The organism is Paucibacter sp. KBW04 (genome assembly GCF_003852425.1).
GTDB lineage: Bacteria > Pseudomonadota > Gammaproteobacteria > Burkholderiales > Burkholderiaceae_C > Paucibacter_A.
Genome location: NZ_QAJN01000006.1, coordinates 368 through 14,797, shown reverse-complemented (window position 1 = coordinate 14,797; position 14,430 = coordinate 368). Strand labels below are relative to the sequence as shown.

9 protein-coding genes are annotated in these 14,430 nt (G+C 65.9%); 6 read left to right on the top strand and 3 right to left on the bottom strand.

Annotated features, from left to right (window positions below):
• Positions 1 to 29 precede the first annotated feature (29 nt).
• The 3 genes from gmhB to DBR47_RS07570 are packed head-to-tail and all read left to right on the top strand — an operon-like array spanning position 30 to position 2,384.
• A complete protein-coding gene (gene gmhB, locus DBR47_RS07580) occupies positions 30 to 686 on the top strand; it encodes a D-glycero-beta-D-manno-heptose 1,7-bisphosphate 7-phosphatase (protein WP_231512192.1) in 657 nt (218 codons plus the stop codon).
• Positions 686 to 1,465 (top strand): 1-acyl-sn-glycerol-3-phosphate acyltransferase, encoded by a 780-nt coding sequence (locus tag DBR47_RS07575; protein ID WP_124448815.1) that lies wholly within the window; start codon positions 686 to 688, stop codon positions 1,463 to 1,465. The genes gmhB and DBR47_RS07575 overlap by 1 nt, the downstream gene beginning before the upstream one ends.
• A gap of 13 nt (positions 1,466 to 1,478) precedes the next feature.
• Positions 1,479 to 2,384, top strand: coding sequence for a M48 family metallopeptidase (locus DBR47_RS07570; protein ID WP_231512191.1), 906 nt, complete (start codon positions 1,479 to 1,481; stop codon positions 2,382 to 2,384).
• 297 nt (positions 2,385 to 2,681) lie between these two features.
• Here the strand turns inward: DBR47_RS07570 and DBR47_RS07565 are convergent, their stop codons facing one another.
• Positions 2,682 to 3,740 carry an MBL fold metallo-hydrolase gene (locus DBR47_RS07565; RefSeq protein WP_124448603.1) on the bottom strand — a complete coding sequence of 353 codons (1,059 nt, stop codon included), beginning with the start codon at positions 3,738 to 3,740 and terminating at the stop codon, positions 2,682 to 2,684.
• A gap of 109 nt (positions 3,741 to 3,849) precedes the next feature.
• Here DBR47_RS07565 and DBR47_RS07560 point away from each other — a divergent pair, with 109 nt between their 5' ends.
• Positions 3,850 to 4,275 (top strand): MerR family DNA-binding transcriptional regulator, encoded by a 426-nt coding sequence (locus DBR47_RS07560; protein WP_124448601.1) that lies wholly within the window; start codon positions 3,850 to 3,852, stop codon positions 4,273 to 4,275.
• Between the two features lie 106 nt (positions 4,276 to 4,381).
• On the opposite strand, the gene DBR47_RS07555 is transcribed toward DBR47_RS07560, so the two are convergent.
• Both DBR47_RS07555 and DBR47_RS07550 read right to left on the bottom strand, forming a co-directional pair.
• Positions 4,382 to 6,691, bottom strand: a complete 2,310-nt coding sequence (locus DBR47_RS07555; RefSeq protein ID WP_197046925.1) for a 7TM-DISM domain-containing protein — start codon at positions 6,689 to 6,691, stop codon at positions 4,382 to 4,384.
• 8 nt (positions 6,692 to 6,699) lie between these two features.
• Positions 6,700 to 7,551 (bottom strand): DNA-binding response regulator, encoded by an 852-nt coding sequence (locus tag DBR47_RS07550; protein ID WP_231512190.1) that lies wholly within the window; start codon positions 7,549 to 7,551, stop codon positions 6,700 to 6,702.
• 194 nt (positions 7,552 to 7,745) lie between these two features.
• Between DBR47_RS07550 and DBR47_RS07545 the strand changes: the two genes are divergently transcribed.
• Complete coding sequence (locus tag DBR47_RS07545; RefSeq protein WP_124448595.1) at positions 7,746 to 9,518, top strand: ShlB/FhaC/HecB family hemolysin secretion/activation protein; 1,773 nt, start codon at positions 7,746 to 7,748, stop codon at positions 9,516 to 9,518.
• A 55-nt stretch (positions 9,519 to 9,573) separates the two neighbouring features.
• Positions 9,574 to 14,430: YDG domain-containing protein (locus tag DBR47_RS07540; protein ID WP_124448813.1), on the top strand; the 4,857-nt coding region annotated here is incomplete at its 3' end.

Sequence of the window (14,430 nt, the reverse complement as noted above, 5' to 3'; positions counted from 1 at the left end):
GTCCACTCACACGCGAGCCTCAAACCACCATGCCCATCCGTACCGAGCACCACGCCAACCATCCCATGAAGTTGGTCATCCTGGGTCGGGATGGCACGCTGAACCAGTACCGGGACGACCATGTGAAGTCCATCGACGAGCTCCAGCCCCTGCCCGGTGCGCTGGAGGCCGTTGCGCGGCTCAATCATGCCGGTTGGCACACGGTGATGGCGACCAACCAGCCCGGCATCGGTCGTGGCTTGCTGGACATGGCCTCCTTGAACGCCATCCACATCCGGCTCAACCAGATGCTGGCCGAGAAGGGCGGGCGCCTGGCCGCCGCCTTCTTCTGCCCGCACACGCCGGAAGAAGGCTGCGACTGCCGCAAGCCTCTGCCCGGCCTGGTGCAGCAGATCGGCGATCGTTTTGGCGTGGATCTGTCCACCGTGCATATGGTGGGCGCCAGCCTGGGGGATTTGCAGACGGCGCATGCGGCCGGCTGCATCCCGCATCTGGTGCGCAGCGAACGCTTGGGCGCGCTGGACGATGCCCAGCTGGCGGCCGTGGCGGCCCAGGTGCCCGGCACCCGGGTGCATGCCAGCCTGAGTGCTTTTGCCGAAACCTTGATTCAAAAAGACCGCCGCGTCAAAGCGGACGCGCGCGGTGAAAACATGAGCCCCGCCACCGGGGCTGGAGACCTGACTTGATTGCCACTCTGTTTGCCGCTCTGCGTTCTTTTCTCTACGTTCTGTTCCTGATCGTCACCGTCATCCCCTGGGGCATCGCGGTGCAGCTGATCGGCCTGGTCGCGCGTGGCAACCCGGTCTACTGGGCCTGCGCCAACTGGCTGCATGTGTCCATCCTGGGCGCGCGCTATATCTGCGGCGTCAAGTGGCGTATCCAGGGCATGGAAAACCTGCCCAAGAACGAGCAGGGCGAGTATGTGGGCGCCGTGCTGCTGTCCAAGCACCAGAGCACCTGGGAGGCCCTGGCCTACCCCGCCCTGATGCCCAATCCGCTCGCCTACGTGTTCAAGCGTGAGCTGCTCTACATCCCCTTCTTCGGCTGGTCCATGGCCCGCATGGACATGATCCACATCAACCGCGCCAAGCGCAGCGAAGCCTGGCGTCAGGTGGCGGCCCAGGGCAAACGCCTGGCGGAGCAGGGCCACTGGATCATCATGTTCCCCGAAGGCACCCGCGTCGCCCGCGGCGCCAAGGGCGAGTACAAGACCGGCGGCACCCGCTTGGCGATTGGCAGCGGCGTGCCCGTTGTGCCCATCGCCGCCACGGCCGCACGCTGCTGGCCGCGCAAGAGCTTTTTGCTGCGCCCCGGCGTGGTGGACATCTCCATTGGTAAGCCCATCCCCTCGGTCGGCCGTGAGCCGGGCGAGTTGATGAGTGAAGTCGAGGCCTGGATCGAGGCCGAGATGCGTCGCTTGGACCCGGACGCCTATCCCCCGGCCCTGGCGGCGGCCCGCCCCTGAGGAGCGCCAAGTTTTGGCCAAGACACCCATGGGCAAACGGCTCGCCAATCTTTTGCAAGAGGCGCAGCTGAGTTTGTTCGGGCCCGAGCAGTCCTTGCTGCAAAGTGTGGCGGGCGCAGCCGTGCCCTTGCCGCCTGCGGCCAGTCCGCCGCCCATGTCGCCGCAGCTGCCCCCAGCCGGGCAGCCTTCGCCCCTGGCCAATCCGCGCGCCCAGCGTGAGATGAGCTTGGGCGGCCATTCGGTGGCTTATGAATTGAAGCGTGCGCGTCGGCGCAGCATCGGTTTTGTCGTGGGCTCCGAAGGCCTGCGGGTCAGCGCGCCGCGCTGGCTGCCGCAAGCCGATATCGAGCGTGCCCTGCAGCAAAAGTCCGACTGGATTCTGCGCAAGCTGGTCGAGCAGACCGAGCGCGCCCGCCGCGTGCAGGCCGCTCGCATCGAATGGCGCGACGGCGCCAGCCTGGCTTTTCTGGGCCAGCCCCTGCGACTCAAGCTGGACCCGGCGCAGGTCGGCCTGCATTGGGACGAAGCCCAGCGCGTGCTGAGCCTGGGCCTGCCCGTCAACGCCGAGGAAGAGCTGGTGCGCGAAAAGGTGCAGGCTTGGCTGCAAAAACAAGCGCGGGCCTTCTTCGAGCCGCGCTGCCAGCACTTTGCCGCCGCCCTGGGCGTTCAAATGAAGCAGCTGCGCCTGAGCTCGGCCCAGACCCGCTGGGGCAGCGCCAGCGCGGATGGCAGCATCCGCCTGAACTGGCGTCTGATCCATTTCGGCCCCAGCATCATCGACTATGTGGTGGCCCATGAGCTGGCCCATCTGCGCGAGATGAATCACAGCCCACGCTTCTGGGCCCAGGTGCGCTCGGTCCTGCCTGATTTTGAAGTCGCTCGCGAGCAGCTGCGCGCCGAGTCCATCATCGCCCAGTAAGTCCGGCATGCCGCGGCGCATGCATGAATTGTTCGGCGCCGCTTTAATTTGGCGTTAGCTTTGTGCGCAAAGCCCTTCCCACCAATGGGGGGTTTGCCGCTTTGCGCCAAGACGCGCAGACTTCGCCCCAACGCTGTCATCGCGCAGATCCCGAAGCTGCCCGGCCTGTCCGGCGCCTTCACTCCGAGTTTTGCAGGCCCAGCAGTCAAGCCTGCTCGGAGATGGATCCCAAAAAGAAGGGCTGCAATGCCACCGTCCGGTTTCGGACGGTGGCATTATTTTTTGCGCGGCGCCTGTTTAAACCGCGCTGAAGCGATAAATGCCGTCCGCATCCAGCTTTCGCTTGAGCTGCCCCGCCAGCCACAAGGCGTTCAGATGCGCGACCGACTCGCCCATGGCAAAGGTGGTCTGGTGCAGGTCCAGCTTGCGCTTGAACAGCAGCTCCAGCAGCTCGGCCGCATGGCAGGGCTTGGTCGCGCAGGCGGCCAGCACATCGTCCAGGCGCTCGCGATGGTGTTCCTGCAACTGGTCGACCCGGGCGTGCAGGCCGGTGAAGGGCTTGCCATGCGAGGGCAGGACCAGGGTCTCGCCCGGCAGCTTGAGCATCTCGGCGATCGAGTTCAGGTACAGCTTCAGAGGGTCGGCTTCGGGCTCCACATCGACCACGCTGACATTGGTGGAGATGCGTGGCAGCACCATATCCCCAGAAATCAAAACGCCCAGGCCGGGGCAATGCAAGCTTATATGCTCGGGCGCATGGCCGTAACCGGCGATGCAGACCCAGTCATGCTCACCAATGCGCAGGGTGTTGCCATTCATCAGGCGATGAAAGCGGCTGGGCACGGCCGGCACCATGCTGGGGTAATAGCTGCTGCGGGCGCGAATCTTGGCCAGCGAGTCTTCGTCTGTGAGCCCATGGCTGGCGAAGAAGGCCGCCGCCGTTTGCCCGCCCATGCCCACGGTAGAGCCGCTGGCCAGGCGTGCCAGATTGAAGTCGGTGGCGCTGATGGAAAAGCGGCATTGCCATTTGTCCACCAGCCAGGCGGCCAGGCCGATATGGTCGGGGTGGAAGTGGGTGACGATGACGCGCAGCACGGGCAGGCCGTCCAGGTGCTCGGCAAACACCTGCTCCCACAGGGCCTGGGTCGCCTCGTTCGCGACGCCGCAGTCGACGATGCTCCAGCCCGGGCGGCCATCGATCTCATCGCGCAAGAGCCAGAGATTGATGTGGTCCAGCGCAAAGGGCAGGCCCATGCGAACCCAGCGCAGGCCGGGCGCTATCTCCAGCACGCCGCCGGGGGCGGGCAGGGCGTCGCCCAGGGGGTAGTGGAGTTCGGATTCGCGCGGATTGGCCATGGTCGGGATCTGTTGGGGCGGGGATGAGAAGGGCCGGGGCAGGCCGCTGTGCGACAGTTAAACTGCCGTTTACGTTAACGTCAGTTCAGCCAGTTTAGCCACCCTCATCATGACAGCCAAAGCTTCACCCCTCGCACCCAGTGCCGAAAGCCAAGCGCGCCTGTTCACGATCACCGAGTTGGCGGCCGAGTTTGACATCACGCCCCGCGCCATCCGCTTCTACGAAGACATGGGCTTGCTGGAGCCGGCCCGCGCCGGCCGCAACCGGGTCTACACCCACCGAGACCGCACCCGCCTCAAGCTGACCCTGCGCGGCAAGCGCCTGGGCCTGACCCTGCAGGAGATCAAGCAGCTGGTCGATATGTACGACGCCAAGACCGGCGCCGCCCCCCAGCTCAAGGCTTTTTTGGAGGTGCTGCGCCAGCACCGCCGCCAGCTGGAGCAGCAGCTCGATGACATCGAAGTCACCCTAGCCGAGATCGCCCAGCATGAGGAGCGCTGCGTGGGCTTGTTAAAGGTCAGCGAGGCGGGCTGATGAAGCGCGGCTAACAAAACTCAGCGAAGCGGCCCTGGCAAGGCGTATTGCCGCAGACAGTACAAGACCTAAGGCCAAGCAATTCAACGCAGCCAGGAGAGTTTTGTTAGCCGCTCTGGGCCAGCGCCGCCCACCAGTCCTGCTCCTGCACCGGCTTGCACAGCCAGAAGGCGTCGGGGTAGGGCGGGAGGCGACGGCTGCAGCAGAGCACGCGCATGCGGCTGTGGCGGTGGCGCAGCTTGCTCAGGGCCTGAACCGTGGCGCCGGGCAGGGCTTCGGGCTCGACGATCAGCAGATCCACGGCCTCTTCAAACGCCAGGGCTTCTTGTAGATCGGCTGCCTGCAGGCAGTCGAAGCCGGCCAGGCTCAGGCGCTCCACCAGGGCCTCGCGTGCGGCGTCGCAGGGGTCGAGCACCAGGGCGGTCTGGCCCTCGGCGATGGGGGCTTGGCGCAGCAGCGGCGGCCACAGCACCTCGTCCTCGCTGGCCGGCAGCAGGGGCAGATCAAAGGTGAACTCGCTGCCCAGGCCTAACTGGCTATGCACGCGGATGTCGCCGCCCATGGCCTGCACCATTTGGCGGGCGATGCTCAAGCCCAGGCCCTGGCCGGGCAGATGGGCGCTGCTTTGGGCGCGCACAAAGGGCTCGAACAACCAGGGCAGGTCTTCGGGCGCGATGCCGCGGCCCTGGTCGCTGACGCGAATCTGCAAGCGGTCTTTGCCCAAGCATTCGGCGTTCAAGACGATGGCGCTGTCGCGGCTGAATTTGGTGGCATTGGAGAGCAGATTGAACAAGACCTGGCGCAGGCGTTTGGCGTCCAGCTCAAGCACGCAGGGCAGCTCCTCGGCCAGGCGCAGCTCGATATGGCAGCCGGCACTGCGCGCCAAGCCACGGGCCTGCTCCACCGTCTCGTGCAGCAGCCCGTGCAGATAGACGGGGGCGGGCAGGATCTCCAGCGCGGCGCTGCTCTCCGGCGCTTTGGCGAAGCGCTGCAGCTCGTCGATCATGTCCAGCAGCAGCAGGCCGCTGCGCTCGATGGCGCGGCGGTCGCCTTCCAAGTCCTCGCCGGCCTGCATCTCACGCGCCACATGTACGACCGAGGCCAGGGGGGCGCGCAGATCGTGGCCGATATAGCCCAGCAGCCGGCCCTTGGCCGCATCGCTGGCCTGGGCGTGGCGGGTGGCTTGGGCCAGGGCCTGGGTGCGTTCGGCCACGGCGGCCTCCAGGCCGCGCTCGTAGCGCTGGTGTTGTTCGTGAAAGCGGCGCATCAGGGCGATCAGCACCAGCAAGCAGCCCAGCTCCATCATCAGCGGCGGCGCGTAGTCGCTCAAGAGCCCGTGGGGCCGCAGGCCCAGCAAGCCCAGATAGCGCGGCAGCATGCCCAGGGCCTGGGTGGCCAGGGCCAGCAGCCAGGCCCAGGCCAGGCGCTGGCCTGAGCGGGCTGCCTGGACGCAGGCCAGCAGCAGGCCCAGCAGCATGGCGCTGTTGAGCACGGAGTTGCTGACGGTGCCCAGGCGGTAGTCGCCGAACAGGCACAGGCCCAGGCTGAGTAGGCTGAAGAAGGCGAGCAGGCCCAGAACCAGATGCAGGCGGGGCTGGCGCCGGCGCAGATGCAGCAGGCGGCGTACCGCCAGCCACTGGCAGAGCACGGCCAGGCCACCCAGGCTGCCCAGGCTGCGGGTGGCCCAGTCGGTGGCTGTGGGCCACAGAATCATGAAGCTGGTGCCGCGCATGCTCGATTCATACAGAATCGCCAGCAGCACATGGGCGGCGATGTAGAGGGCGGCCGGCTCGCGCAGCACCCGGCTCATCATCAGGGTCAAGAGCATCAGGATCAAGGCGACGCCGACCAAGAGCCCGTCCAGCCACAGGCCGCCGGGTTGATGGTTTTGAAGCGCGTGTGGGTCCCAAAGCGTGGGCTCCAGCGCCACCGAGCTGCGGCTGGCCACACGCAGCAGCAAGGTCTGCGTCTGGCCCGGCGCCAGCGCGATGATGAAGGCGCTCTCTCGCAAAGCCAGTTCGCGCTCGTCAAAGGGGCGGCTGGTGCCAGCCCTGGCCACCCGCCAGCCGCCCTCGGCCTGCGGGCGGTACAGCGCCACCTCTTCCAGCCGGGCCGGTTCCATCAGCAAGTGGCGAACGAGGGGCTGCGGGCCGGGGTTGTGCACTTGCAGGCGCAGCCAAAAGGCCGAGCCGCTATAGCCCGGGTGCTGGTCGCCCATCTGCATGGGCCTGAAGACTTGGCGCTGGGCCTCTTCGGGGCCCTGGCTGGCGCTGGCGTCCACCCAGATCTGCAGATAGGGCTGCAGACTCAGGCGCTCCTGCCCTTGCGCCTGCAGCCGCAGCAGGGGCTCGGCCTGCGCCTGGGCGCTGCCGCTGAACAGCGTGGCGAACAGCAGCCCGATGAGGAAACGGGCCAAGAGGCCGCTCAAGTCGGACCCGGCTCTCGCAAGGCCTGGCGATAGGCCTGGGGGCTCATGCCGGTGCGCTCACGAAACGAGGTGGCGAAGTTGCCAGGGTTGCCAAAGCCGACGGTGAAGGCAATGTCTTGCACCGACATGGCGGTGTCCGCCAGGAGCCGCTGGCCGGTGCTGACCCGCTCATCGCGGATAAAGCCCGAGATGGTCTGGCCCAGGTGCTCGCGGAACAAGGCCAGCAGGCGTTTCTCATGCAGGCCGACCTGGCGGGCGATCTGGGCCACCGAGGGCATCTCGCTCAGATGGGCGCGTATGTATTGGGCGGCGGCCTGCACCAGCAACTCATCGGGGTTGCGGGCGGGCGGCGCGGTGGCCGCCTCGCTGGCCTTGGGCTGGCGAATTTGTGCGGCCAGGCGCAGATGCACATGGACCCGGGCCAGCACCTCCTCGGGATGGAAGGGCTTGGCGATGAAGTCCACCGCGCCCAGGCTCAGGCCCTGGATGCGGCGCTCGGGTGCGTTATGCGCACTCAGAAACAAGACCGGGATGCTGCGGGTCAGCGGGTCGGACTTGAGCAGGCGGCACAGGGCATAGCCGTCCATATCCGGCAGGCCGATGTCCAGCAGCACCAGATCGGGCTGCAAGGCCTGGGCGCGCTGCAGGCCCGCCTGGCCGCTGTGCGCCAGGGCGAGGCGGAAGTCGGGCTGCAAGAGCTGGTTCAGCCAGCGCAACTCCTCGGGTTTGTCGTCCACCAGCAGGATCAGGGGCGGCACCGAGGCCGCAGCGGCCTCGGCGGCGGCAAGACGCTCGGGCGGGTTGGCAGTGCTGAGGGGCGCGTACATAGGAGCCGGATTGTCGGGCAAGGGGTCAGGTCTTGCCAGCCCGTGAGTGGGGGCTTGGGCGGCTGTTTTGTGCGTTAGGCGGACTGCTTCCTTGCTTGAGAGCCGCTTTCCCGCCGCTATTCCTTTTGCCAAGAGTGACGAGCAATTTGCCAAAGGTCGGGCCCCAAGCCTGCGCCGATAAAGCGGACTGCTAACACCGAGATGGAGGGAATCCCATGAAGACCACAAAGAGCAAGAAGCGATGGAACGCCAACCTGGGCGCGACCTTGGGCGCGACCTTGGGCGCCACCCTGGGGCTCTTGGCCGCGGCGCCGCTGGCGCTGGCCGCCCCCGACGCTGGCCAGTTGCTGAACGAGCAGCAGCGCCTGAACAAGCCCGGCCAGCAGCCCGCCAACAAGCCGGCCTTGCTGGAAAGCGAGGCCGCCCAAGCGGCGCAGTCCGGCGGCTTCAAGGCCCAACTCAAGCAGGTGCGCTTCAGCGGCGCCGAGGGCTTGGCCAGCGAGGCCGAGCTGCAATCCTGGGTGGCGGACCGCCTGGGCCGCTCCCTCAACCATGCCGAGCTGCAGGCCCTGGCCGCGCGAGTAACGGCCCAGCTGCAGGCGCGCGGCTATATGCTGGCGCGGGCCTATCTGCCGCCGCAAGACCTCAGCGAAGGCCTGCTGGAGATTGCCGTGCTGGTGGGGCGTTTGGAGTCGGACGCGGGCCGGGTGCAGGTGCTGGGCAAGGACACCGGCCTGAACACCCGCCTGAGCGCCATCGCCAACGCGGCCCTGCCGCCTGGCGCGGTGCGCGGCGAGCAGATCGAGCGCGCGATCTTGCTGATCAACGATGTGCCGGGCGTCAGCGCCCGCGCCAGCCTGGACAAGGGCCAGGAGCCCGGCAGCAGCCGCGTCATCGTCAAGGCCGAGGAACTGCCGGCCCTGGGGGGCAGCGTGTTTGCCGACAATTTCAGCAATCGCTACACCGGCGCCCTGCGCGTGGGCGCCCAGGGTTTCTGGAATCGCCCGCTGGGCCTGGAGGACGTGGCCAGCCTGAGCCTGAGTGCCAGCGAAGGCACCAAGCAGGCGGCGCTGAGCTATGGCTTTGCCCTCAACCCGGCCGGCTTGCGGGCCAATCTGGCGGGCTCCTATCTGCGCTACAACGTGGGCCAGGAACTCAAACGCCTGGACTTGAGCGGCTCCGCCCAGTCCTTGGTGGCTGGCCTCAGCTACCCCTTGCTGCGCGGCCGTGAACAGAATCTGTGGGCCAGCCTGGACGCCGAGCGCAAGCAGCTGAGCGACCAGGCTCTGGGCTTGTCGCTGCGTGAGCGCCGCCTGCACCGCCTGGGCGCGGGCCTGAGCGGTTCTGGCTGGGACGCCGTGCTGGGCGGCGGCCTGAACGAGTTCAGCGCCGGCCTGAGCGTGGGTCAGGTCAACCTGGCCGGCAATGCGGGCGACCAAGCTGCCGATGCCTTGAGCGCCCGCACCCAGGGCGGCTTCCACAAGCTGAGCTGGCGCCTAGCGCGCAGCCAGAGCGTGGCGGCGGATTGGGCCCCCAGTGGCCTGAGCGTGTATGCGGCCTTCAACGGCCAGCAGGCTTCACGCAATTTGGACTCCTCGGAGAAGTTCATGCTGGGCGGCCCCAGCGGGGTGCGTTCCTACGCCGTGGGCGAGGCGGTGGGCGATAGCGGCTGGGTCTTCAACGGCGAGCTGCGTCAGGACTTCATGCTGAACGGCGATCTGCGTGCCCAGGCCCTGGGCTTTGTGGACAGCGGCACGATCACCCAGCACGCCCGCCCCTGGGCCGGCTCGCTGCTGGGCCAGCCCAATCGCTACTCGCTGCATGGCGTGGGCCTGGGCCTGAATCTGTTCGCCCAGTCCTGGAGTGTGCGCAGCGGCGTGGCCCGTGCCCTGGGTGAGAACGCCGGCCGCAACCCGGTCACCGGCCTGGAGGCCGATGGCCGCCAAGAGCGCTACCGCCTGTGGGTGCAGGTGCAGGCCCGCTTCTGATTTTTGACACTCACGTCAAAGCCAATCAAACAAAGAATTCTGAGGAAACAAAGCAATGAAAAAAGCCTCCATGAACCACGCCTATCGCCTGGTTTGGAATGAAGTCACCGGCATGTATGTGGCCGTCGCAGAAACCTGCAAGGGCCGTGGCAAGCGCGCCAGCAGCGGCTTGCTGGCCAGCATTTTGCTGGCGGGTGCTGCTCATGCCGCAGGTGGGGCCTTGATAGGGCCTGACCCGACGCTGCTCTCCAGCGCCCTGCCCAAGGGTGCTCAAGTGGCCGGTGGCCAGGCCAGCGTGACCCAAAACGGCAATCAGCTGACCGTGCAGCAGCACAGCCAACGCGCCATCCTGAACTGGCAAGAGTTCAATATCGGTGACAAGTCCAAGGTCACCTTCGCTCAGCCGAATGCCGAAGCGATCGCGCTGAACCGCATCACCGGCGGCGCACCGACGCAAATCCAGGGCGAGCTGACCGCTAACGGCCAGGTTTGGCTGATCAACGCCAACGGCGTGGTCTTCGGCAAGGGCGCACAGGTCAATGTGGGCGGCCTGGTCGCCAGCAGCCTGAACATCAAGGATGCCGACTTCATGGCAGGCGGCAAGGCACACTTTGCCGCAGAGGGCTTGGCCGGCAGCGTCGTCAACCAAGGCCAAATCCGCGCCCAGGGCGGCGTGGTCGCCTTGCTGGCACCCGTGGTGCGCAATGAAGGCAGCATCAAGGCCGAGCAGGTGTTGATGGGGGCAGGAGACAAGCTGGCGCTGGACTTTGGCCGTGACGGCCTGGTGTCCTTGAACATCGACCGTGCCGCCTTGGATGCCTTGGTGGACAACAGCGGCCAGATCGAGGCCGGTGCCGTGGTCTTGAGCGCTCGCAGTGCCAACGCCTTGCACGCCAGCGTGGTCAATAACAGCGGCGTGATCGAGGCCAGCAGCCTGGTCGAGCGCGGCGGCCGCATCTGGCTGGACGGCGGTGAGCGCGGCGAGGTGCATGTCAGCGGGCGTCTGGATGCCAGTTCGGCCGCGGCCCAGGGCGGCAAGATCACGGTGCAGGGCGAGCAGATCCGCCTGGACGGCGGCGCCCAGTTGAATGCCAGCGGCGCCAGCGGTGGTGGTCAAGTTCAGGTCGGCGGTGGCTGGCAAGGCCAGGACGCTGGCGTGCGCAATGCCCAGCAGGTGCAGGCCGACGCCAGCGTGCGGGCCGTGGCCGATGCCGGTGAACAAGGCAAGGGCGGTGAGGTCGTGTTCTGGTCCGATGACAAGACCCAATTCGCCGGCCAGATCTCGGTGCGCGGTGGCGCGCAAGGCGGCGACGGCGGGCGCGCCGAGGTGTCGGGCAAGCAGGTCTTGCAGTACAGCGGTGTGACCGATGCGCGGGCGCCCAAGGGGCGGACGGGCGATTTGCTCTTGGATCCGGCGACCTTGACGATCCGAGGCGGCAGCGGCACGGCCCCGGCCGATGGCAGCGTGGTCTATGAAACCCAGCTGGAGGCTCAGACGGCCAACATCATTCTGGAGGCCACGACCAATGTGACCTTCAAGGATTTGAAGGCGACGGGCAGTGTGGACGGTGTGCTGAATCTGCAGCCGGATGTCAGCTTGACTGTGGTGGCCGGGCGAGGGGGGCAGAAGTGGTCGGATCCAAACGACAAGGTCGGGGTGATCGTCTTCGAACAGAAGAATGACGAGATCCGTGTCAATGGCCGGGGCGGCATTTTGCTGATCGCGTCCAACTGGAATAGCGGGGTTAGCGATCCTCTCAACGGCGGTAGCGCCAGCATCGTCAATGTACCCAAGCTTGTCGCCACCGGCGCGGGGGCGAATCCGCTCGGCGCCTTGCCTGAGTATGAGTTGAAGACGGCCGCACCTGGTGCAGTCGATCCTGGCACCGTCACGCTTTTTGGCGCCAACGGCATTACCGTGGGAGGCAGTATCACCACCCAGGGCGGCTATGTGCGTTTGTGGGCGGATGCCGATTCAGGCTCAGGCGGTGGATTTGTCCTCAACGCGCCGGTGACAACGAATGGGGGCAATCTCTATATCGCCTCCGGCAATGGCGGCATCGACTTGCGCTCGAATATCACGCTGGATACCGGCCGCCTGTCTTTTGACAATGAAAATGGACGCTACGCTCCTGGCCGCCCTCCCAACGGTCCAAAAATCCTGTCGGGGGTGATCTCCGTCAACGGTGATGTGGACGTCAACACCAACTTCACCATGAAGGGCGGCGCCAGCATCTTGACCGACGGTCAGATCAAGTTTGGCGCGGTCAATGTGCAGATGGACACCGGCGACGGTGTGCTCACTCTGCGCGGTAGCAAGATCGACTGGGGCACGGCGACGCTATCCAATCTCAGCACCGCTTCGCTGCGCCTGGAACCGGCCACGGCCAGCACCGACATGGTGATGGGGGATGCCAACGGTTTTGCCTCTAAGGCGACCTTGGACAAATTGCCCGGCGTTAAGAATCTGACCATCGGGCGTGAAGACGGCACTGGCACGATCAGCGTGCCCAGCGACTTCAGCTTCCAGGCCAGCGGGCACTTCGAGATGGTCAACAAAACGGTGGACATCACCGCCGGCAAGTTGAGCAATACCGCGGGCAATATCACCCTGACCGGCGACACCATCCGCATCAGCCAGGCGGTGGAGGCCAAGGGCGGTGCGGGCAAGGTCACGCTGCGTCAGATGACGGCCTCCAATGAGTTGCATCTGGGCACGGGCTTGGACAACTCGGTCATCGGTCAAGTCCAAGCGGCGACCCTGGTCGTGGGACGGGCGGATGGCGGCAATCTGGTGTTCGATAGCGATATCAGCACCTCGGCCACGAGCGTCCATCTGATGAGTGGCAACAAGGTGATTGGCAAGGACGGCGGCGTGGCTGCCGCCAATCTGGCCGTCACTGCCGGGGGCGGTGCGGACCTGAGCGACAGCACTTTCAACTTCAGCAAGCTGGCCTTGAAGGTCGGTGGCGATACCGAGGTGCGCAGCAGCACACGCAGCTGGGGCCTGGGCGCGGTGGACGGCCTGGACGGCCTGAACATCAATACAGGCAAGGACGTCACGGTCATCTTGAATGCCAATGGGCAGCTGGACCTGAGGGCACCGATTGCCTTCAACGACACCGCCAGCACCCTCAAGCTGCAAGCGCCCAATGGCGTCAACGCAGCCGATTTCTTTGATCCCGCGAACAAGGCCACGGTGAGTGGTCAGTCCAAGGCCACGGTGGAGTTCAGCTTGCCGGGGGCGAACAACTACTTCGGTTTGGGCGGCTTGAGCAGCGAACTCAGCGAGAAAAGCGCCCAAGCTTTCAACGGGGTGAAGGTGATGCGCATCAATGCGCCCGATGACCATGTGTTCATCGACACCTTGAAGGTCGAGGTGGGCGAGCGCTTGGAAGTGACGGGCTTGTTGGTGCAGCAGCAGGGCTCGGTGCAGCTGGACAAGGGCAGCCTGTTCATCACCGCCGAGCAGGGTGGCTTGCAGCTGGACCAGGGCTTGGCGGCCAGCAGCGGCACGGTGTCCTTGAACGACAAGGCAGGCCTCGGTATCAAGGGCAATGGCCAGATCAAGGCCAGCAAACTGGCCCTGCGCAGCAGCGGCGATGTGACGCTGAACAGCAGCACGCATCAGGTGGGCGAGATTGCCGCTGAAGTGGGTAGTTTTGGATTCAAGACCGATCGCAGCCTGACCGTGGGCAGTGCCGACGGCCTGGACGGTATCCATGCCGCCCGCACGGTCGATGTGCGTGCCCAAGGTGCGGCTTCGGACATCGTGCTGAAGCAGGCCGTCAAGGCAGACAACGTCGGTGCCGTGGCCACCCCGCTGCTGCTGGCGGCCGGCCGCAACTTCCGCAACGAGGCGGGGGCGCAAGCCTTGCAAGCCACGGCCGGCGACTGGCATGTCTACTCGACCACGCCCACGGCCGATGAGCGGGGCGGGCTGGAGTATCAGTTCAAACAGTATCAGGCGGACACCAGCAGCACCGTGCTCGGCACGGGTGATGGCTTCCTCTACACCGTGGCGCCCCAGATCAGCGTGAGCCTGCAGGGCAAGACCAGCAAGGTCTATGACGGCAAAACCGAGGCGAGTTTGGCTGCGGATAACTTCGCAGTCAGCGGCGCAATCGATGGCGACAAGGTCGACATCAAGGCGGCTGGCCAAGCGCATTACGCCGACAAGAATGTGGGGCGTGAGAAGGGGGTCAGTGCCGATGGCATCGCGATTGCCCAGGCCAAGCAGGGCGCTGTAGAGGTTTACGGCTACAGCTTGATGAACGACACGGCCAGCGGCGCCATCGGCGAGATCACGCCCAAGAGCGTGGGCGCGGCGACGGGCTCGGTCAAGGACAAGGTCTACGACGGCAAGCTGGGCGCCGAGTTGGGTCGCGTCAGCCTGCAAGGTCTGGTGGCCGGTGACGATGTTCAAACCAGTGGCGGCAGCGCCAGCTTTGCCGACAAGAATGTGGGCAAGGACAAATCGGTCAGCATCAGTGGCCTGAGCTTGAGCGGCGCCGACGCCGGCAATTACAGCTTTGACGGCACAGCTCAGGCCAGCATCACGCCCAAGACCTTGTCGGTCGCGGATGTGCTGGTGGCCGGCAAGGTCTACGACGGTAAGACGGACGCACAAGTCAGCGGCGGCAAGCTCGAAGGCGGTGTTGAGGGCGATGCGCTGAGCTTGGGTCTGGCGGCTGAGTTCGCCGACAAAAACGCTGGCAAGGCCAAGGACGTCAAGGTCAAGCTGGCTTTGAGCGGTGCCGACGTCGGCAATTACCAACTGGCCAGCGATGCCTTGATCGCCAAGGGCGATATCACGCCCAAGACCCTGACGGCCGGCGATGTGGCGGTGGCCGCCAAGGTCTACGACGGCCATCGCAAGGCCGAGGTCAGTGGCGGCAAGCTGAATGGCTTG